The sequence below is a fragment of the Vibrio sp. Vb1980 genome (assembly GCF_033338615.1).
Lineage (GTDB): Bacteria > Pseudomonadota > Gammaproteobacteria > Enterobacterales > Vibrionaceae > Vibrio > Vibrio alginolyticus.
On record NZ_JAWOSZ010000002.1, the window covers coordinates 703,718 to 725,379 of the forward strand.

19 protein-coding genes are annotated in these 21,662 nt (G+C 43.7%); 13 read left to right on the top strand and 6 right to left on the bottom strand.

Annotation, left to right across the window (positions count from 1 at the left end; genetic code table 11):
• Window positions 1–14: 14 nt before the first annotated feature.
• Window positions 15–1,451, top strand: coding sequence for a 16S rRNA (cytosine(1407)-C(5))-methyltransferase RsmF (rsmF, locus tag R7F64_RS06295; RefSeq protein ID WP_047102329.1), 1,437 nt, complete (start codon window positions 15–17; stop codon window positions 1,449–1,451).
• Between the two features lie 282 nt (window positions 1,452–1,733).
• Here the strand turns inward: rsmF and R7F64_RS06300 are convergent, their stop codons facing one another.
• A complete protein-coding gene (locus R7F64_RS06300; RefSeq protein WP_054576876.1) occupies window positions 1,734–2,567 on the bottom strand; it encodes a S1 RNA-binding domain-containing protein in 834 nt (277 codons plus the stop codon).
• A 192-nt stretch (window positions 2,568–2,759) separates the two neighbouring features.
• Between R7F64_RS06300 and R7F64_RS06305 the strand changes: the two genes are divergently transcribed.
• Window positions 2,760–4,112, top strand: a complete 1,353-nt coding sequence (locus R7F64_RS06305; protein WP_005377421.1) for a hypothetical protein — start codon at window positions 2,760–2,762, stop codon at window positions 4,110–4,112.
• Window positions 4,113–4,145: 33 nt separating this feature from the next.
• On the opposite strand, the gene R7F64_RS06310 is transcribed toward R7F64_RS06305, so the two are convergent.
• Window positions 4,146–4,643 (bottom strand): DUF4442 domain-containing protein, encoded by a 498-nt coding sequence (locus R7F64_RS06310; protein ID WP_005377418.1) that lies wholly within the window; start codon window positions 4,641–4,643, stop codon window positions 4,146–4,148.
• A gap of 372 nt (window positions 4,644–5,015) precedes the next feature.
• On the opposite strand from R7F64_RS06310, the gene R7F64_RS06315 reads away from it, so the two are divergent.
• Together R7F64_RS06315 and R7F64_RS06320 are read left to right on the top strand one after the other, a co-directional pair.
• The gene (locus R7F64_RS06315; protein ID WP_005390197.1) at window positions 5,016–6,074 is read left to right on the top strand and encodes a 3-deoxy-7-phosphoheptulonate synthase; all 1,059 of its coding nucleotides are present in this window, start codon (window positions 5,016–5,018) and stop codon (window positions 6,072–6,074) included.
• A gap of 21 nt (window positions 6,075–6,095) precedes the next feature.
• The gene (locus tag R7F64_RS06320; RefSeq protein WP_005377415.1) at window positions 6,096–6,578 is read left to right on the top strand and encodes a YajQ family cyclic di-GMP-binding protein; all 483 of its coding nucleotides are present in this window, start codon (window positions 6,096–6,098) and stop codon (window positions 6,576–6,578) included.
• Between the two features lie 101 nt (window positions 6,579–6,679).
• Here the strand turns inward: R7F64_RS06320 and R7F64_RS06325 are convergent, their stop codons facing one another.
• Entirely contained in the window at window positions 6,680–7,600 is a 921-nt protein-coding gene (locus R7F64_RS06325) for a bifunctional precorrin-2 dehydrogenase/sirohydrochlorin ferrochelatase (RefSeq protein WP_005377406.1), read from the bottom strand.
• Between the two features lie 460 nt (window positions 7,601–8,060).
• Here R7F64_RS06325 and R7F64_RS06330 point away from each other — a divergent pair, with 460 nt between their 5' ends.
• From R7F64_RS06330 to R7F64_RS06355, 6 genes are all read left to right on the top strand, one after another.
• Entirely contained in the window at window positions 8,061–9,089 is a 1,029-nt protein-coding gene (locus tag R7F64_RS06330; RefSeq protein WP_005377403.1) for an amino acid ABC transporter substrate-binding protein, read from the top strand.
• Between the two features lie 73 nt (window positions 9,090–9,162).
• The gene (locus tag R7F64_RS06335; protein WP_258490489.1) at window positions 9,163–9,288 is read left to right on the top strand and encodes a hypothetical protein; all 126 of its coding nucleotides are present in this window, start codon (window positions 9,163–9,165) and stop codon (window positions 9,286–9,288) included.
• Window positions 9,289–9,307: 19 nt separating this feature from the next.
• A complete protein-coding gene (locus tag R7F64_RS06340; RefSeq protein ID WP_005377402.1) occupies window positions 9,308–10,513 on the top strand; it encodes an amino acid ABC transporter permease in 1,206 nt (401 codons plus the stop codon).
• A 1-nt stretch (window position 10,514) separates the two neighbouring features.
• A complete protein-coding gene (locus tag R7F64_RS06345) occupies window positions 10,515–11,612 on the top strand; it encodes an amino acid ABC transporter permease (protein ID WP_005389988.1) in 1,098 nt (365 codons plus the stop codon).
• A 23-nt stretch (window positions 11,613–11,635) separates the two neighbouring features.
• A complete protein-coding gene (locus tag R7F64_RS06350; RefSeq protein WP_005377400.1) occupies window positions 11,636–12,385 on the top strand; it encodes an amino acid ABC transporter ATP-binding protein in 750 nt (249 codons plus the stop codon).
• 249 nt (window positions 12,386–12,634) lie between these two features.
• Window positions 12,635–13,297 carry a Bax inhibitor-1/YccA family protein gene (locus R7F64_RS06355; RefSeq protein WP_025766607.1) on the top strand — a complete coding sequence of 221 codons (663 nt, stop codon included), beginning with the start codon at window positions 12,635–12,637 and terminating at the stop codon, window positions 13,295–13,297.
• A 76-nt stretch (window positions 13,298–13,373) separates the two neighbouring features.
• Here the strand turns inward: R7F64_RS06355 and R7F64_RS06360 are convergent, their stop codons facing one another.
• Entirely contained in the window at window positions 13,374–13,748 is a 375-nt protein-coding gene (locus R7F64_RS06360) for a chromosome partitioning protein ParB (protein WP_005377398.1), read from the bottom strand.
• 408 nt (window positions 13,749–14,156) lie between these two features.
• Between R7F64_RS06360 and R7F64_RS06365 the strand changes: the two genes are divergently transcribed.
• A complete protein-coding gene (locus R7F64_RS06365) occupies window positions 14,157–14,486 on the top strand; it encodes a TusE/DsrC/DsvC family sulfur relay protein (protein ID WP_005377396.1) in 330 nt (109 codons plus the stop codon).
• Between the two features lie 2 nt (window positions 14,487–14,488).
• On the opposite strand, the gene yccX is transcribed toward R7F64_RS06365, so the two are convergent.
• Window positions 14,489–14,761, bottom strand: a complete 273-nt coding sequence (gene yccX, locus R7F64_RS06370) for an acylphosphatase (protein WP_017634611.1) — start codon at window positions 14,759–14,761, stop codon at window positions 14,489–14,491.
• A 90-nt stretch (window positions 14,762–14,851) separates the two neighbouring features.
• Here yccX and R7F64_RS06375 point away from each other — a divergent pair, with 90 nt between their 5' ends.
• Both R7F64_RS06375 and R7F64_RS06380 read left to right on the top strand, forming a co-directional pair.
• The gene (locus R7F64_RS06375; RefSeq protein ID WP_025766604.1) at window positions 14,852–16,255 is read left to right on the top strand and encodes a methyl-accepting chemotaxis protein; all 1,404 of its coding nucleotides are present in this window, start codon (window positions 14,852–14,854) and stop codon (window positions 16,253–16,255) included.
• A gap of 161 nt (window positions 16,256–16,416) precedes the next feature.
• Entirely contained in the window at window positions 16,417–17,610 is a 1,194-nt protein-coding gene (locus R7F64_RS06380; protein ID WP_047102342.1) for a class I SAM-dependent methyltransferase, read from the top strand.
• 53 nt (window positions 17,611–17,663) lie between these two features.
• Here R7F64_RS06380 and R7F64_RS06385 read toward each other — a convergent pair.
• Window positions 17,664–21,662 (bottom strand): VWA domain-containing protein (locus tag R7F64_RS06385; RefSeq protein WP_318071536.1); only part of this gene is annotated, 3,999 nt, incomplete at its 5' end.

The window sequence follows — 21,662 nt, forward strand, 5'->3', positions numbered from 1 at the left end:
AACGAGATCCCACATTGCATCCTAATGTTTACATCCCAGACGCGTTTCTGGAAAAAATCCAAACTATCCTTCCAGCTCACCTCAACATGGAAGACTTTATCGCATCGTGCCAAAAGCCACTGCGCAAGAGTATTCGAGTTAATACGTTGAAGATCAGCGTTGAAGCGTTTTTAGAACGAGCAGAAACAAAAGGCTGGAAGCTTTCTCCTGTGCCTTGGTGTGACACGGGGTTTTGGATTGAAGCGGACGAGTCAGTTGTACCATTAGGCAACACAGCAGAACACATGTCTGGCTTATTCTACATTCAAGAAGCCAGTTCGATGATGCCGGTATCTGCTCTGTTTATGAATGATGAATCTTACGATGCCGTGTTAGATACCGCAGCCGCTCCAGGCTCAAAAACCACTCAAATTGCAGCTTTAATGAACAACGAAGGTGTACTTGTGGCCAATGAATACGCCGCAAGTCGTGTAAAAGTACTGCACGCTAATGTGGAACGTTGTGGGGTACGTAACGCCGCACTAAGTAACTTCGATGGACGCGTTTTTGGCGGTTGGCTACCAGAACAATTTGATGCGGTTTTGCTCGACGCGCCTTGCTCTGGAGAAGGCACCGTTCGCAAAGACGAAGATGCGATGAAAAACTGGACGCAAGCTTCCGTACTCGACATCGCTGACACGCAGAAAGATCTTATTGAAAGCGCCTTCCATGCATTAAAGCCCGGTGGTGTGATGGTTTACTCAACATGTACGCTCAGTACAGAAGAAAACCAACAAGTTTGTCATCACTTGAAAGAAACCTTTGGGGATGCTGTAGAGTTTGAAAGCCTTGAGAACTTGTTTGAGAACGCAGAGGCAGCTCTAACTGAAGAAGGCTTTTTGCATATTTTCCCGCAGGTCTACGACTGTGAAGGGTTCTTTGTTGCAAGAATTCGCAAACTGGCTGCTGTTGAGGCGCCAGAAGTCAAAAAGCGCATGGGGAAATTCCCCTTTGCTAAAACTTCAAAAAAAGAATCGACAGAAATTGCTCAACAACTCCAAAGCGCGTTAGGTATTAAACTTCCAAATGACAGTTCTGTATGGCTTCGCGATAAAGATGTCTGGTTATTCCCTAATGCTTTAGAACCGATGATCGGCGAATTACGCTTCTCCCGTATGGGTATAAAGATCGCGGAAGCCCATAAAAATGGCTACCGTTGGCAACACCAAGTCGCGACTGCCCTGGCGACAGGTTCTGAAAGCAACGCCATTGAACTCAGTATTGAAGAAGCGCGCGAATGGTACATGGGGCGTGATGTTCGCCCACAAACCATTCCTGAGGGAATGAAAACAGGTAAAGGCGAAGTACTTGTCACCTATCAAGGCGCAGTTATTGGCCTTGGCAAGTGGGTAAGCAACCGAATAAAGAATGGTCTTCCTCGCGAATTAGTACGAGATAAGAACTTATTTTAAAGAAGTAGCGAATCATAAATAAATGAAAAGCCATCGTATTTGCGATGGCTTTTTAATTCGTAAGTATGAAAGCAACTGGGCTCGCTAGCGATCCGGATACGCTGTACTAAACTAGTTGTATCAAAGTAATGCTTTGATGTGGCATTTCTCTCTATGTTCACCAACAAAATTATTGTTGGACAAGTTTAGCGCAGGCTCTGCGGAGCCGTTTCCCCTAGGCCCAAAAAAAGGAAAAGTTTGGGCCGTTTTTTTGGCTGCAGATCCGCTATACGTGAGTTAGGACTACGCTAGACGAATACCGTCTTTCTCAATGACAATTTTACCCTGCTTGTATAAGCCACCGATGGTCTTTTTATAAGTCCCTTTACTTGTGCGGAAAGCATCAAAAATCGCTTCAGGAGACGACTTGTCATTCAAAGGCAAAAATCCGCCTTTCTTCTCTAGCAGGTCAAGGATCTTACTAGAAAGATCGTCCATTTTCGCCACACCGACTTTTTGTAGAGCAAGGTCGATTTTGCCATCTTCACGAATGTGCTTAATAAAGCCTTTCAGCTTTTTACCGATGTAAAGCTTACCAAAAACATCCGATGGGAAAATCATGCCCCAATGCTTACCGTTAACGATAGCTTTATAACCAAGTTGACTACGCTCTGCGATGATCAAATCAACTTGCTCGTTAACTTCATAATTCGCTGGAGTTTTATCTAACCATTTATTGAACTTAGTCGTACCAACAATGCGACCTGACGCTTTGTCGGTATAAACATACACTAAAATGGTTTGTCCGGCAGAGAAGCGAGTGCGTTGCTCACTAAAAGGAATCAGTAAGTCCTTTTCTTTGATGCCCCAATTTACAAAAGCACCTGTCGCATTCACACCCTCAATCTTCATTAAACCCCACTCACCCACTTGGGCAATTGGTCTTTCAATGGTCGCAGCAAGTTGGCTTTCTGAATCGAAGTACAGAAATACGTCTACATACTCACCAATTTCAGTACCCTCTGGTACATACTTACTAGGTAGTAGAACAGAACCGTAATCATCGCCATCCAGAAATACGCCAAAATCAGCCTTTTTAATGACTTCTAAGCTGTTAATTTGACCAATTTTAATCATTGATTTTGTCTCTTTTTAAATTTACGTGGAATTATACCTAAACTAACAAGAAAATCAGAGAGAAAAGCATAGTGCTCTGTTATGCTGTTGTCGTTCAGCTATATGCCCCAGTCACTCTTTTAGCACTCTTATACTTACCTGCTCAACGGAACGCATAAGTTAAGAATGCTTTAGCAAAGTCAGGAGCTTTCTTTGGTCACCGTCGATAAACAAGACTCAATAACATTAAAAATCAGTCATGCACTCGCAAAGAGCAAAAGTGTCGACCTAGATATTTACTTTTTTATACCTGGTGAGCTTGGTTTAAACGCCGATATCATCAGTGAATCCGAATTTTATTACACCTCAATCACACAGCAACGATCTTATTACAGTACTGAAATCCTTCTTCCGCTAGTACACAGTCGACTTGCCAAACGTGGACGCCTGTCGAATCAGCAATACCGAGTAAGTTTGAGTTTGTTCGCTTACCAATACGTTATCGCGCTAGACAAAGCGGTAGCAAGTTTAAACAAGCATGAGAACAACTCCGTAACGGAAGATGAAGTGGACGAAGTTATCGAGCTCACGCTTGAGATCTTAAAGCGCTTGCGGCGTTCTATTCCTTATGAAGAGAACTTAAAACGCTACTACGTTAACATCGATAACTATCTGTCTTGGTATACCGAGCAAAAGTTCCTGTCACTGGTGGCCCATCTACCACGTGAAGGCGACTATGGCACGATCAAAAAGCGTCTGATCACGCTATGTGAGAAAGAGCAAGCCCATCGTAAACTCAACAAATACAACTCATCAAGAGTCGTTGAAGACGTTACTCGCCTATCTAACAAAATGCGCTTGCTAAGGCGATTGATTGAACACCCTATCGTGCTTCGTGAAGAAACCATATCGATGGGTAACAACATTAAGCGCGCTATCAAAGGTATTGCAACCGGTTTAGTGATGGTTGTCGTGACCTCGACCGTGATTCTCGCTCGCGATTATCTGGGGGAAATTTCTGCCTCATTCATTATCGCGATGTCTTTTATTTACGCTTTACGAGAAATCTTTAAAGATGATTTACGCGATGCCATGTGGCGATGGATCCGTAAAGGCAAACCAAAATGGCGTAAGAAGTACGTTGATCCAACGACGAAAAAAGTGGTTGGCAAAAAATTGGAGTGGCTCGATTATCGTACCTTAAGTAGCTTGCCGGATAAGATTCAAAGAATACGTAAAAAACGCGTCGTTCAACGTGAAGAGCAGATTCTTCATTATCACGAGAAAACCGAAATGGCGACCTCTCTTTTCTTGAGTGGTTACGAACAAACGAGAGAAACATTGAACATCAGTTTGCGCCCTATCATCCGCTTGATGGATAAAAGCTCAAACCGAGTTTACCGTTTAAATGAAGGTCAAGTAACCAAAGAGTCAGTAGAGAAACGTCATTTGCTCAATGTGATTGTCAAAGAGGACAACCACACCGATGAGCCTGTTTATTACCGCTGGAAAGTGGTCTTAAATCGCTCCAAAATCGTCTCTATCGAGAAGATTGAACTCAATTAAGCCAACGCCTTTAAACAAACGAGCCACAAACCACTAGGCAGCCTCTTTTCTTTGTTGGGCTGCTTTTTTTATCGAAAGAGTAAGCGAAAATTCAGCCATTGGCTCGTCACCATGTAAGTTAGGACACAGCGCGACAATTTTTACGTCACGATTTACTCGTTCACCCGTTGCCAAGGTGTGCTCGAGCATCTCATCAATGACATGACCATCGTTACAAACAAAGTGCACATCGGCTTCCGGGCGCTTTAAAAACTCGGCTTTCACACCTTTAAATGCTAGCGAGATCGCTTCTCCCTTTTCTTGCGCTTTACTCATAGCAAGAAAACCACCAGCAACATCAGCGCCAACGGCTAAAGCGCCGAAATACATGCTATTCAGGTGGTTCTTCGTTCTTCTGCGCAATGGGATACGAACCTCAACATGCTTGCTATCTATCGCAATGATTTTAGGGTGGCAAAGCCAAATCAGCGGCACTTTCGAAAAGCCAAACAGATTTAGATACAAATTCGCACGACGTAGAGCTGATAACATTTTGGTCTCCTTACCAATCTAGTCAGACCAGTTAATCAACGAAAGAAATAGATGTCAAAGAAATGTTAACAAAAGCTCGATCTCACGAGTTATTTAACCCTCATGAAGTGACGGCGTCACCCGTGAGGTATGAAGTTTATCGCAGTTACTTAGATTACCTTACAGCGAGATAGATAAAATGGTTATAAATTCAAATGTATATATATTGATTTAATGATCAAGTTTTGTCATTTATACATAAGTCATTTAAATGAATACCTACACCTTTGTATACAATTCGGTATTTCCTGGCGAAGATTCCCGTGAAACGGTTTATTCCTGCCTGTAATTCCGTTATCTTTACCCCTTCGCAATAGAGAATAAAGCTATAACATGCCTATAAAAACAGATGAATTGAGAACCCAGCCTTTGGGTCCAATGCCTACCCCAGCAGAGCTAGGTAGTGTACATCCTATTACGGATGACGTTGCAGACCGTATCGCTCAATCTCGTCGTCAGATTGAAAACATTTTATCGGGTGAAGACGATCGCCTTCTTGCGATTGTAGGTCCGTGTTCTGTTCACGACACTGAAGCTGCCATTGATTACGCCACTCGCCTGAGTGAAATCCAAGACAAGTACAAAGACGAACTGTTTATCGTGATGCGTACTTACTTTGAAAAGCCTCGTACAGTAGTTGGTTGGAAAGGTTTGATTACGGACCCTAACCTAGATGGTTCTTACGCACTTGAAGCTGGTCTTCATAAAGCTCGTAAACTACTACTGGATATCAACAAGCTTGGTCTTGCGACTGCTACTGAGTTTCTTGATATGATCACTGGCCAATACATCGCGGATTTGATCACTTGGGGCGCGATTGGTGCTCGCACAACGGAATCACAAATTCACCGTGAAATGGCGTCGGCACTATCTTGCCCAGTTGGTTTCAAAAATGGCACAAATGGCAACGTAAAAATTGCAATTGATGCAATTCGCGCATCGAAAGCATCGCATTACTTCTACTCGCCAGATAAGAACGGTCGAATGACGGTTTACCGCACAAGTGGCAACCCTTACGGTCATATTATTCTGCGCGGTGGAGAAAAAGGCCCTAACTTTGATGAAGCATCAGTCAAACAAGCATGTGATGCTTTAGCTGAGTTTGGATTGCCACAACGTTTGGTTGTGGATTTCAGCCATGCAAACTGTCAGAAGCAACACAGAAAACAAATCGACGTAGCTCAAGACATTTGTAACCAAATTAAGTCAGGCAGCACTCGTATTGCGGGTATCATGGCAGAAAGCTTTATTCTTGAAGGCAATCAGCCAATGACTGACATCAATAACCTAACGTATGGTCAGTCTATTACAGATCCATGCCTAGGTTGGGAAGACACTGCTACAATGCTAGATATGCTGGCAAGCGCTGTTAAGTCCCGAAAGTCCCTATAACAAAATAATCAAGGAATCTTCATGCCATCGTTTGATATTGTTTCTGAAATCGATACGGTTGAACTACGTAACGCCGTTGATAATGCTAACCGTGAATTGTCTACTCGTTTCGATTTCCGCAACGTAAATGCGAGCTTTGAGCTAGTAGAAGAAAACGTAAAAATGTCTGCGGAAGGTGACTTCCAACTTAAGCAAATGCGCGACATTTTACGCGGCCACTTAGCGAAGCGTAACATTGACGCGAACGCAATGGATGCACAAGACCCAGACGTTACTGGTAAAAACTGGCACCAAACTCTGCTTTTCCGCCAAGGTATTGATACTCCAACGGCGAAAAAAGTAGTGAAACTTATCAAAGACGCAAAGTTAAAAGTACAAGCTTCTATTCAAGGCGACAAAGTACGTGTTACCGGTAAGAAACGCGACGACCTGCAAGCGACAATGGCAGCGATTCGTGAAGCAGAGATGGGTATCCCATTCCAGTTTAACAACTTCCGTGATTAATCAATCTGAGAAGTAAATAAAAACGCCAGCGCATAATCCGCTGGCGTTTTTTATTGGCTTTAGTGTAACGAACTACGTATCCACTTTAGCATTTGGCATTGCTAGATAACTAAGTCCTGTCCTTGCAGCAATACGAATTCGCTCGTTCCTTGTGGTATGAACACGCAAATTCGAAGCTTTTCAGCTTTAGCCTTGGCCAGCATATCCGAAAGCTCAGCAGCGCTCGAGAAAGCTTCTCTTTCTGCATCTCTTCGTATTAGTTCTAACACATTCGCTTCACATCGAGTTGAGTACAGAGCCAGCTCCGCTTGTTGCATATAGCGTACGGCTTTTATTGGCAACATCTCAACATCTTTCCCAACATGAACCCAAGTACAACTTCCCTTTTCATCTAAAGGTGTTGCCATGGTCGCTTGGTAAATTGCTTCTAACTCACGATTATCTCGCGCGTTTTCCACCTCGGGGTTCGAGAAGAATTGCTCCCAAAACTTGCGGCGTAAATCGACACTAGGCAGCGCCTCTTTAATTGAGTTTCGCTTTGAGTTAGCAAAGTCCGCCATCAACCCCATGTTTTGTGGCAGTATCGATTCAAGTTTTTCACGGATGTTTCGAATTAAAACTGGCGAAGCTCCACCACTAGAGATTGCGATTTGGATGCGGCCACGATTAATCATAGACGGCGTGATGAAATCACAATAAGGCTTATCATCCACAACGTTAACCAAGATGCCTAGCTCTTTGGCATCTTTGTACACTTGGTGATTTAGCTCAGGATTGTCTGTCGTCGCCCACACTTGAACAAAGTTTTTAGTGACAATGTCACTCGAATAGAAACGTTGTACCCAGCGCAGTTGATGCTCAGAAGCAAGCTTAGACAGAAAATCAACCAACGTCGGAGAAACGATAGTCACATCCGCCCCAGCCTTTAGCAACGCTTCCACCTTTCGGCTTGCCACCTCACCGCCACCCACGACGAGAACGGGTTTATTAATTAAATCTAAGAACAGAGGAAAATATCGCATTTCAATCCATGATTACTCTAATTAGCTGTTGTAGACCATGCTACCAAAAATGGGGCAAGCTCATCACCCTGTTTCGGTATCACAAATAATTTTTGTTTGAATTTTTACTGAACTTCACCTTGCTCAGCTAATGACAGTTTTAATAACAACTTTTTATTCTTTTGTATTGTTCACTCTTCTATTGATTGTTCTGATGCACCAAATTGTCCATGAATTGCACTATTTACAAACAATTAACATTTCGTCATTCTAAATCTCAAGGCACTTTGTAAGTTCTCTCAAAACTTCATTTAAATTATATATTTGAGAATTAACAGATCCTTTCCTACGCTTATAACTGGTTGATCTATCGAATGCCGTTTCTTCGAAAATCAATCACGTAGGACGATAACTCTAACGAATTGGACACGTTATTTCAGGTCACTCCTGATTAAACATGGATCATACAGGAAGGATACAAATGGCAAATAAACTCACAGTTCTTGCTTCCGTCGTAGCGGCTTCTACTGCGATGATGGCAACATCAGCTCAAGCAGCAGACACTACTCTGGACAAAGTCACAAAACAAGGCTTTCTTACTTGTGGCGTAAGTACCGGTCTACCTGGTTTCTCTAACCCTAACTCAAAAGGCGAATGGGAAGGTATCGACGTAGAATATTGCCAAGCACTGGCTGCAGCCGTTCTTGGGGATAAAACGAAAGTTAAATATGTACCCCTAACCGCAAAAGAACGTTTCACTGCGCTTCAATCTGGTGAGATTGATGTGCTTTCCCGTAACACGACCTGGACTCTCCACCGTGACACTGCACTGGGCCTAAACTTCGTAGGTGTGAACTACTACGACGGTCAAGGCTTTATGGTGAAGAAGGAACTTGGTATATCAAGTGCTAAAGAGCTTGATGGTGCGTCGGTATGTGTTCAATCAGGTACAACAACCGAGCTAAACCTTGCAGATTATTTCCGCAACCAAGGCATGGCGTACAAACCAGTGGTATTCGACACAGCGGCGCAAACTTCGAAAGGTTTTGATGCGGGACGCTGTGACGTACTAACAACTGACCAATCTGGCCTTTATGCACTACGTTTGAATTTGAAAGATCCGTCCTCTGCGGCCGTTCTTCCAGAAATCATCTCTAAAGAGCCACTAGGTCCAGTCGTTCGTCAAGGCGATGATCAATGGTTTAACATCGCTAAGTGGACATTGTCTGCGATGATTAACGCTGAAGAATACGGTATTAGTTCGAAGAATGCGGATGAAATGCTGAAATCAACAGATCCAAACATCAAGCGTATCCTCGGTGTTGATGGCCCTAAAGGCAAAGGGTTGGGTATCCGCGACGATTGGGGCTACCAGGTTATCAAACAAGTTGGTAACTATGGTGAAAGCTTCGAACGTACAGTCGGTACTGGTTCGCCGTTAGAAATCTCTCGTGGCGTTAATGCGCTATGGAATGCAGGCGGCTTTATGTACGCGCCACCAATCCGATAGAAAGAGTTAATCAGGGCGGTTCATGCCGCCCTTTTTCTTGATTATATCTCACTGTATGAGTAAGGATCGCTCATTGGATGGCGAAAAGCGCTCGCTTGGTGGAACGGCTTTAAAGGTTCGTATGTCACCAGACATGAGAGCGTTATTCTTTAGCCAGCAAGGACGAAACTTCGTTATACAGGTCGATATCTATAACTAAGGTTTGAGGTTATCGCTGTATGAAACCGACACAAGATGCATCGCCAAGTACGATGTCCAAACCAAGCGGAAGCAAGAGCCTGATTTATAATCCTGCCTTTCGTTCTGCTATTTTCCAGATCATTGCCATTGCTGCACTGGTATTTTTCTTTTACACGATTGTAAACAACGCTCTCAATAACTTAGATGCTCGTGGTATTGCAACGGGCTTCGGTTTTCTGAATCAAGAAGCCGGGTTTGGTATTGGGTTAACATTAATTGAATACGATGAAACGTACTCTTACGGTAGAACATTTATCATCGGCCTTCTTAATACGGCGTTAGTCTCCGTATTAGGTATTATTCTGGCTACTGTGATTGGCTTTACCATGGGGGTTGCCCGCCTTTCTTCTAACTGGTTAGTTAGTCGTTTAGCGGCAGTTTATATCGAAACTTTCCGAAATATCCCCCTTCTTCTGCAAATATTCTTCTGGTATTTCGCTGTTCTTCAAGCATTACCCTCACCACGCCAAAGCTTAAGTCTTGGTGAAGCTATTTTCCTGAACGTTCGTGGCTTATATTTCCCTGCACCGACTATGGAACCTGGCAGTAGCTACGTTATTGCCGCGTTAATCTTCGGGGTAATCGCAAGCTTATTAATTAATGTATGGGCGAATAATAAGCAACGTCTCACCGGGCAACAAACCCCAATGGGAAGAATAGTTTTGGGTTTAGTTGTTGGCCTTCCATTGGTTGTGTACTTCCTTGCTGGTATGCCAATTTCACTGAATTATCCTGAACTAAAAGGGTTTAACTTCCGAGGTGGTATTAGCATTATTCCTGAATTGGCTGCGCTACTTTTGGCATTGAGTGTTTATACAGCTTCTTTCATTGCTGAGATTGTGCGCTCTGGTATTAATGCGGTTAGCCATGGTCAAACCGAAGCAGCGATGTCGCTAGGCTTACCACGCTCGAAAACTTTAAAGCTTGTTGTCATTCCTCAAGCGTTACGAATTATTATTCCACCTTTAACCAGTCAATATCTCAACCTCACCAAAAACTCATCGTTAGCGATGGCGATTGGTTACCCAGATCTTGTCTCTGTGTTTGCTGGTACTACCCTGAACCAAACGGGACAAGCGATTGAGATCATTGCGATGACGATGGGCGTGTACTTGACATTAAGTCTGATTACGTCTGCATTAATGAACTTGTATAACCGTAAAGTCGCGCTGGTGGAGAGATAATATGAGTACTCATCAATTTCAACCGGATCTCCCACCACCCGCCAATACTGTAGGCTTCGTTGGTTGGATGCGGAAAAATCTATTTAATGGCCCTATCAATTCCATTGTTACTGTCATTCTTGCGTATATTGTCGTAACTGCAATATGGTATATCGTGGATTGGGCGTTTATTAACGCAGACTGGATTGGCTCAACGCGTGACGACTGTAGCCGAGATGGTGCTTGCTGGGTATTTATCAGCGTGCGCTGGGAGCAGTTCATGTATGGTTTTTATCCAGAGTCCGAACTATGGCGCCCTCGCCTTTTCTATATCACATTGGCCATATTTACTGTTTTACTCGCGTATGAGAAGACACCGAAACGGATGTGGATTTGGCTTTTCTTCGTAAACATCTACCCATTCATCATCGCTGGGCTGTTATACGGTGGTGTCTTTGGACTAGAAGTGGTCGATACACACAAGTGGGGTGGACTACTCGTTACACTCATTATTGCGCTAGTTGGTATCGTAGTTTCATTGCCAATTGGTGTGGTGCTTGCGCTTGGTAGACGTTCAGAGATGCCGATCATTCGCAGCATTTGTACCGTCTACATTGAAGTTTGGCGTGGCGTTCCGCTGATTACGGTTTTGTTCATGGCTTCGGTTATGCTTCCATTGTTTATGTCTGAAGGTTCAGAGACAGATAAACTGATTCGCGCCCTTATAGGTGTGGTTATGTTTGCCTCCGCTTACATGGCAGAAGTGGTACGCGGTGGTCTACAAGCCATTCCGAAAGGTCAATATGAAGCCGCTGATGCGCTTGGGTTAAGTTACTGGAAAAAGACTGGGCTTATTATCTTGCCACAGGCGCTAAAGATTACTATTCCTTCTATCGTGAACACCTTCATCGGTTTGTTTAAAGACACCAGTTTGGTACTCATCATTGGTATGTTTGACGTACTCGGTATAGGGCAAGCAGCAAACACCGACCCTGAATGGTTAGGCTTTGCTACAGAAAGTTATGTATTTGTCGCGTTAGTGTTTTGGGTATTTTGTTTTGGCATGTCACGCTATTCGATATGGCTTGAAAACAAACTTCATACCGGTCACAAACGATAACTCATCAAGATCAAGGACGTATTATGACGCAACAACAAGATTACATGATCCAATTGAAGGACATGAATAAATGGTATGGTGAGTTTCACGTACTAAAAAATATTAACCTCGACGTTAAGCGCGGCGAGAAAATCGTTATCTGTGGCCCATCTGGGTCGGGAAAATCAACGATGATTCGCTGTATTAACCGCCTTGAAGAGCACCAAGCAGGCAGCATTTACGTCTCTGGTACGGAATTAACTGAAGACTTAAAGAACATTGAAGCAGTACGCCGAGAAGTGGGCATGTGCTTTCAACACTTTAATCTCTTCCCTCATTTAACCGTACTGGAAAACTGTACGCTCGCGCCTATCTGGGTGAAGAAGATGCCAAAAGATGAGGCAGAAGCGGTTGCGATGAAATATCTGGAACGTGTAAAAATTCCAGACCAAGCGGAGAAGTATCCCGGTCAGCTGTCTGGTGGCCAGCAACAACGTGTGGCGATTGCTCGCTCTTTGTGTATGAACCCTAAAGTCATGCTTTTTGATGAGCCAACATCTGCACTCGACCCGGAAATGGTTCGCGAAGTACTGGATGTAATGGTCGAACTCGCCGAGGAAGGCATGACTATGCTATGTGTGACACATGAAATGGGCTTTGCTAAAGAGGTTGCCGATCGCGTGATATTCATGGACGCAGGAGAGATCATCGAAGAAAACAACCCGGTCGACTTCTTTGAGAATCCTCAATCGGATAGGACCCAAAACTTCCTAGCGCAAATCTTACACCACTAAGATTTAGCCGAATCGACATAAAAAAGCACTGGTTTCTATGAAGCCAGTGCTTTTTGTTACTAAATTCAAAAATCTGTGTAAGAATCAACATAGCTATGCTAGGCAGTAATATTGTGTTACAAGTTGCCAAATACATAACATCTTATTTCTATTATTATTTTATCTAAGTTACGTATGGTTAGGGCTTGATTTTTTGAACTTTCAATCCCATAAATGTACTTAAAAGAAAGTCTCTTATCGAGGAAGATTATGAACAGTCCAATGTTTACCCGCACTTCAACTCAAGAAAGTGCTCTACAAACGAACAAAGTATTGCGTAATACTTACGCTCTACTTTCAATGACACTTTTATGGTCGGCAGTCGTTGCTGGCGTTGCAATGGCATTTAACCTTCCACATCCAGGTATCATCCTAATGCTGGTTGGTTTCTACGGCCTATTATTCTTAACAGAAAAAAACCGTAACAACAGTCTTGGCCTTGTGTTTACGTTCCTATTTACTGGCTTCTTAGGTTACACCGTTGGCCCTATTCTAAACATGTACATCGGTGCAGGCATGGGCGATATCGTATTAACCGCACTCGGTGGTACGGCACTATCTTTCATGGCAGCATCGGCATACGCACTAACAACGAAACGTGACCTATCGATGATGGGTGGCTTAATGCTATCACTATTTGTTGTGCTGGTTGTGGGCATGATTGCAAGCTTCTTTATTCAATCAACCCTTTTACACTTGGCGTTGAGCAGCTTGTTTATCATTTTCTCTACTATGGCGATCCTGATGACAACACAAAGCATTATTCGTGGCGGTGAAACAAACTATATCTCTGCGACAGTAACTTTGTATGTATCAATCTACAACATCTTCATCAGCCTACTAAGCATTCTAGGTATTATGAACGACGATTAATCGTTTCTCGTTAAGTAGAATCAAAAAGCCCGAAGGTAATTCCTTCGGGCTTTTTCTTTGTGTGCAATTCAGTGTATTACGCCTGCTCTACTGACAACTCGATAACTTCGTCAGCTTCTGGATTTTCTCTAAAGCGTCTCACTTTGATCGTTTCCTCTCCTAACATGATTTGCTTGGCGATTCGGTGCATACCGTCAAAAACACGATAGTCACTGGTTAAGATTACCGGATACGACAAATCAGCATTGTTGATTCGTTGGCAATGTTTTGCAATTTCACGGCAGGTTGGCTGTGGTCCTTCATGACTAAACCAAGTCACTTCATTTGGGCCTTTGATATCATCAATCGAAATTTCTTCTACAGGTAAGGATTCTGCAAGTTGCCAAATACGCTCGATGGACCAAGTGGATTTTACATTGTCATTAATCTCAATGTAACGTTGTTTCGACATGACTAACTCCTTGTCATCATTGTTGTTTCTAACCTGAATACAGGCTTTTCATCAATCAAAGAGAATATCGGTCTATGAAAACAAACACAACGTTGTCAGCTATTCATTCACCCATAAAATACCATAATCAGACAAGTAGCCAAGAAAAAACCAAAACAAAAACGAATAAGCCTGGGTATCCATGCAATTTCGTTGGTATTCACCCCGTAAAATTTCTAACAAACTGAATAGTTTCCTATTTATTTGAATAAAAGATCATTTATATCAAAGTGCCTAGCTCAGTCAAAAACACTCACCATTTTGTACGCTTTTAATTCGCTCGATACGACTTCGAGATTCTTTTGTTGAGAACATTCTCGGCTGTCGCTAATCTATAAACATCCATGTTTACTTAACGGATAAAACGTTATGTTCGTTTACAACGGCAAAGAAATTGAAACGGATGCTCAAGGCTACTTATTGGATCATACTCAATGGGAAGAGGGTATGATTGAGCTTTTAGCAAAAGAAGAAGACATCGAGCTTACGGATGCTCATTTGGAAGTTGTGCATTTTGTGCGAGACTTTTATGAAGAGTTTAATACCTCCCCTGCAGTACGTATGCTTGTGAAAGCGATGGAAAAAGCGCACGGCCCAGAAAAAGGTAACAGTAAGTATCTATTCAAGCTGTTTAAAAAGGGACCAGCCAAACAAGCAACCAAATTAGCCGGCCTACCAAAGCCAGCTAAATGCTTGTAGATTCATAAAATTTTAAAACCGCGTAACGGCTTATACGACGCAGGCTCCTGCATCACATGCTCTACTGTTGCCGTTCGCGGTCCTTCTTGTAACCATTCCGAAAACGCAACTATTTGCGCGTCTGTTCCACACGCCATCACTTCAACATCGCCATTGTTTAGGTTCTTCGCATAACCTGTTAACCCTAGCTTCAATCCTTGATGGGAAGTATGGTAACGAAAGCCGACGCCTTGAACGTGACCTTTTACTATAAATCTCTCACACTTTACGTTCATCTTTGTACCGCTTCTTTTTTCTGAGTGATATATTCTTTTCGTCTATTCACCCCACTAAGGATAGTGGGTTTTTGCACGGTTATTATAATTATGAAAGAAATTCCATTCCGCTGGATTGATAAGTATCTCATTCACTTAAAGATTCAAGAAAAGTTCTATTTGCTCTTCGTTCTCCCTCTTCTTGCTTTAGTCATTCTCACTCTCGTCCTTAATAGCGCGGCTAATACACTGATCTCAAGTATGTACCAAGAAGAGCTCATGCTTATGAAAGGTCTGATAGAGGCAGGCAACCTTTCTCAATCTCAAGTAGCAAGCCTCATCGCTGGTTCAGAAACCGTTTCTATTGGCTCTGGTTCGCAATCCGTGTCTGTTTTAAATGGTACGTACAGTTTGGTTGCGAACCATGAACTTTCTTTATGGGCTGCCCTATCAACGACTCAAGTAAGCATTATCTGTGTGAGCTTGTTTATTCTCGCTCTTGGCGTTTACTACATCATGACGTTTATTGGCGGCGCGATGTTCACGATGAACAAAGCATTAAACACCCTTGCGGGTGGCGACTTAACTGCGAGAATGAACTTCTTCCCTGTTCGCGACGAGTTTAGTGAAATTGCTATTACGATAGACAAAGTTGCAGAACGAGAGCAACAAATGGTGCTGTCGATTCAAGAGTCTGTGGCGTTAATGCAACAAATTAGCTCAGACCTGAATCAATCGATTCATCACAGTTCAGATATTTCAGCGACTCAGCAGGAACACCTCAACTCTCTTGCGAGTGCAACGGAACAAATGGCATCAACGATTCGAGAAGTCGCGACACTAGCTCACGATTCAAGCACGCAAACCGATGATGCGCGAAACGTGGCTCAGTCTGGACAAGTGAAAGTTGAGAATACGCTTCACTCGATTTCGAACCTTTCTAATGAGATTCAATCTGCGTCTCAAGCCGTTGCCGAGTTAGATGCCAATGCAGCACAAATTGATGAAGTAGTGACAACAATAAATGGGATCTCCGAGCAAACCAACCTACTTGCTCTGAACGCGGCTATTGAAGCTGCACGTGCTGGAGAACAAGGTCGTGGATTTGCGGTCGTTGCGGATGAGGTTCGCGCTCTTGCGGGACGCACTCAGCAAGCGACAGTTGAAATCCAAACGATGATTGAATCATTACAGCGTAACAGCCAGTCGCTTACTAAGCTGATGGAAGTGACAGTTAATAATGCAAATGAGGGACAAAACCTCATGACGGAAGTGAATCACGAAATCGGCTCTTTGGCAGATAAAAATCAAACTATCTCCGACAGTAGCATTCAAATTGCAACAGCAGCTGAAGAGCAAGGTGTAGTCGCGGACAATATCGCCTCAAGCGTTGAAGAAATTCGAGTTCAAGCAGATAACGTGTGCAATATGATAAGCACGACTTCACAAAACGTTGATCAACTGCGTAAGCAAAGCGACACAATGGAAGCACTACTTACTGGACTTAAAGCATAGCAACGGAATCTGTTACAGCAAATTCAAATAAAAGGGTCACTTTAGTGACCTTTTTTGTATTTAAAAGTCACTACAATGTACTGGATTGCCGAGGGATATTGCTTTTACCATTCACATCCCGGACAATACGCCCCTTTCAAAATTCAACAAGAGCTAATGAAATGACAGCTGCTATCTATTTGGTTAAAGGTCGTGAGAAATCGGTCAAGCGCAAGCACCCTTGGATCTTCTCTCGAGGCATCAACAAAGTTGAGGGCGAACCTGCTCTTGGCGAAACGGTTGATGTATTCACTCACGACGGTAAATGGCTAGCTAAGGCGGCATATTCGCCAGCTTCGCAAATTCGTGCTCGTATTTGGAGTTTTGATAAAGAAGAAATCGACACCGCGTTTTTCGTTAAACGACTTAAAGACGCACAACTTCTTCGTGAAGACATTATCGAACGTGATGGCCTTACGGGTTATCGCCTTATCGCAGCAGAGTCTGACGGCTTACCAGGCGTTACGATCGACCGTTACCAAAATTTCTTTGTGTGCCAACTTCTCAGTGCTGGCGCAGAACACAATAAGCAGGCTATTGTTGACGCTCTGGTTGAGTGCTTCCCTGATTGTAATGTGTACGAGCGCTCTGACGTGGCCGTTCGTAAAAAAGAAGGTTTAAAAGAGATCACGGGCGTCTTGCACGGCGAAGAGCCACCTAAATCGGTCGTCATCGAAGAAAATGGCGTAAAGATTAGTGTAGATATCGTTGGCGGACACAAAACAGGTTTCTACCTAGATCAACGTGATAGTCGCCAGCAAGCGATGAAATATATGAAAGGCAAAGAAGTTCTTAACTGCTTCTCTTACACAGGTGGCTTCGGACTTTACGCTCTAAAAGGTGATGCAAAGCGTGTGATTAACGCTGACGTGTCGCAACCTGCTTTAGATACCGCAAAATTCAACGCAGAGCTAAACGATTTTGATATTTCGAAGAAGCGTGCCGTGTTCCTAAATGCAGACGTGTTTAAGCTGCTTCGTGAGTATCGTGATCAAGGAACTCAGTTCGATGTGGTTATTATGGACCCACCGAAGTTCGCAGAGAGCAAAGCACAACTAAACGGTGCATGTCGTGGTTACAAAGACATCAACATGCTAGCAATGCAAATTCTAAAACCGGGCGGCACTCTACTGACCTACTCGTGCTCTGGCTTGATGGATCAAGTTCTGTTCCAGAAAATCATCGCTGATGCAGCCGTAGACGCTAACCGCCAAGTAAAGTTTGTGGAGCGTTTTGAACAAGCCGCTGACCACCCAACCGATACAGCATATCCAGAAGGTTTCTACTTAAAAGGTTTTGCATGTAAAGTGCTTTAGGCTACGAATAAGTAAGACAAAGCAGAAGAAAAGGGCCTACTGGCCCTTTTTCATTATGGCTCTAAGTTAACCTTAGTTAGTGCGGATAACACATCTCTCTCAAAGTCCGCATTTCCCACGATTAAATCACTAAACTCTGTCGCCCCGTTTTCTATTACGATAGTTTGAATTGAGTTTCCATCGTTATGGGTTATTTCTAGAGATAAGTCATCGCCATCAATGTTCAAGTCAATACTATTGAGAAGTTCTTCTATCGTATTGTGCCCTGCATCTTCAACGACTTCACTCAGATCTAAGGTGTCCAAATCTCTCTCAAAACCTCTAATTAGATCTGTTCCTGTATCCAAGGAGTCGTTGACCCATTTAAAGACATCTGCCTCGTTATCATTACCGATCAAGATGTCATGACTTACGTCTACTTCAGCTTCAATAATATTTGCAGAGCCATTACTTGAAGCATTTACTCCTCCGTTTTCATCAATAACGAATTGCAGGGTGTTCTCACTTTGATCACCATCGTTATCCGTCAATACATAATCGAAGTCTAACGTTTCAACTGTATCACCCACCGCACCATAAAATGCATACGCACCATCGTTTAAGTCGATTTCCAGAGTATGTTTGCTGTCGATATAGATAGTAAGCTGCATCGTTGTGTCGTCAAATGCATGCGAAATACCATCGTTATTGTCAGTTACTATTAGGTCTGTACCATCAAACGAATAAGTGACACCGTCATGTTCTATTTCGCTAATATAACCACCATCTGCACCAATACCTGTATCTGGAGAAGTGGTATACATCAAGTTCCCCCCAACAGGTTGAATCACTGACTGCAACATAACCGGAGGTAATTGAGTTACGTCAGGAACCACAACACCATCAAGGTCTTGATTCAAAAAGCCATCATATGCTACGCGATCTAATTGCTCCGGCATAAGATTAACGCCCATACCATACGCTAGGGCTGTTATCTGATTATCAGGATCGGTTAGGTGATCAATCCAACTCTGCTCGCGAGCGTCGTTTATAAATGATGACGCAGGGTTTGGCTGACCATCTGACAAGAAGTAACTAACATTCGACGCACTGGTTAACTTACCTACATCATCCCATGACTGTTTTGCTTCATTTAGCGCGTTGTTATAGTTAGTCGCGCCACCCGCAGTTAGCGTCTCAATATACGCTTTGGCCTCCTCGACCGTCAGCCACGTCGCAGCACCTATAGCGTAAGTGGATGCTGTACTGCTATAAGTAATAATTTGAACTCGCGTTTGACCGATAGACTCATATTGATTCAATAACTGAGTTGCCGAATCTTTCATTATCTGCAAGCGATTATCCGTTCGCATAGAACCCGAGACATCCATTATGAGCTGAACGTTGGCACTTTCTTTAGTTTCTGCAACTACATCGTGAATAATAGATGCAGAATCTGGTGAGTCATCTTCCACAATAACGTTGACCGTTGTGGAGTTAGTGAGACCACGAGCATTCGAGACAAGCACAGGCACCTCAATATTTAAGGTGTCTTCTCCAGATGGGTTGGAGTGATCAATCGGACCAAGAAGCTCCGTAGATACCACTCCAGTATCATTGACTGATATTTTGATAACCTCTACACCGTTCGCTGAACCGATAAGCATTTGGTCGTTATTTGATAACGTCCACGTTACAGAGATCCCGTTACTAGTAAGAGCTGTAGATGGTTCACTGAGCGTAACAGAATCAACGGTTTGACCCAGCGTCAATTGTTCTACATCAGTACTCGAGTCAGTTGTGTCATCAAAGCCGTTTAGAGCAGAGTCATCAGCAATGGCGTTGCTTAAGCCTTCCTCAGAAACGTTTAGTGTTACACCTTCTACAATTGGTGGGGCGTAAGGGTTGACAGAAAAGTACCCCGTTTTACTGTCACCATCATTATCAGTAATCGTGTAGTTAAAATCGATATCCCCATCGCCATAAGGTGAGGTCAGGGGCAAGTATTGGAAGAACTCCCACTTTCCAGTGCTAGGTGTAAGTTGAACTTCGAATGCAAGCTCTCCATCAGCCTCTGCAATCAGCCTATTAGAGTTTTGTGGATCGACGTATATCAACACGTCTTTACCATCTAGAGTCTCTAAACCAGCCTCACCTCCATTTAAGACTATAGAACCAGGGCCATCAGCTCCATATACAGCACCGAGGTTCCCATCCGCACTAGCAATTGGCACGCCAGAGTACGCACCTGTAAAGGTTATTGATTTAACGGTAAAGTCACTGTTGTCTTCAGTATCCGGGCCATTGCCATTACTGGTCGCCTCGAGGATGATTTTATCAAAGCCTCCCTGTTGAACATTGAAATTTGCCGCGTAATCACCACTGCTTGCGTCAGAGCTGAACGATTGCTGAGCAATTAATACACCATCTCTATAAAAAGATGCGATTCCTTTCTCAAGTTCACCACCAAACATTTTCTCAAATTCTATTTCTGCTCCGTAAGCAACTTTATTGCCTAAGTCTATGATTAACTGCTCTGATACACCCTCATTACCCGCGAATCGATAATCGACTTCGTTTTCTAATTGGAAGCCGTTGTTACCAGAACTTTTAACGCCAATCCCTTCTGATGATTGATTGATTTCAGCTGTTCCCAGCATCACAGATTCGTCAGACACAAAACCGTTTGCAGTCACAACAACATCCCCAAATGTTCGACTGGTTGCGTCTGCCTCACTTCCTGCAAAATCTATGCGCCCTGTCAGAACGTTAGGTGCACCAGTAAGCGACACATCGACGGGTTGAACAACCACAGGCACGTATGGGCAATCATCTTCAACGGCCACATTTAAGCTTTGAGATGTTGTTGTTTGTCCATCACTTACAGAAATCTGTAAATCAAAGTTGATGATGTCTTCCACATCATTAACAGGATGATCAAGTGGCTCAAACAGAGTAATAGTATAGTCCCAAGAGCCTTGACCTGAAGCTGAAGGCTCGCTCAGCACAACAGTAGCAACAACGCTCAGGTGAGCAGTTTTCGCAGTCAGCGTTTGAGTACTGTTGTCCCACGTCCACGATATAGGCTCCCCTCCTGATGTTAGGTTGTTAGGGCCTGCCAATACCACTGAAACATTCGCCGTGTCTGGATCGGCAACTGTGAATGTTCCTGAGAAACTTGCGGAGTTAGTGGTGTCTGAAGGTGATCCTGTATTATCAGGGATACCATTAGCTAAACCTTCTTCCGAAACAACTGCATTCACAACATTTGAAATAGAAGGAGGAGCATCATTATCAATAATCGTCGCCGTACCCGTATCACTGCCTTGTACTGCGCCAATGCCGGTTACTGTCACACTGAAATCTTCAGGGCCTTCATAAACGGCGTCATCAATGGAAGCAATGCGCACATCAAATTCGGTTTGCCCAGCTGGCACCGTTACCACGCCATCGTTTGGCACTGCAACCCAACCGGAGCCTGTGTTGTATTCTAAGGTGCCCAAATCTCCAACTTCGGTATCGCCAAGATTAAGACCCAGTTCCACCTGCGTTTCCGCTTCAGACGCGTTCGATAAGGTGACTTTGAAGTTCGCCGTATCCCCCTCATTGATGGTGCCAGCATCCGTAATAGTCACGCTTGGACGATCATCATCCGGATCGGGACCCGGGCCACTGCCGTCATCCACAATCGTCGCCGTACCTGTATCGCTGCCTTGCACTGCGCCAATGCCAGTCACCGTGACACTGAAATCTTCAGGGCCTTCATAAACGGCGTCATCAATAGAAGCAATGCGCACATCAAACTCAGTTTGCCCCGCTGGCACCGTTACTACGCCATCGTTTGGCACTGCAACCCAACCGCTTCCCGTGTTGTATTCTAGGGTGCCCAAATCTCCAACTTCGGTATCGCCAAGATTAAGACCCAATTCCACTTGCGTTTCCGCTTCAGACGCGTTCGATAGCGTCACTTTGAAGTTCGCTGTGTCACCCTCATTAATGGTGCCAGCATCTGAAATTGTCACGCTTGGACGGTCATCATCCGGATCAGAGCCTGGACCCGTGCCGTCGTCCAC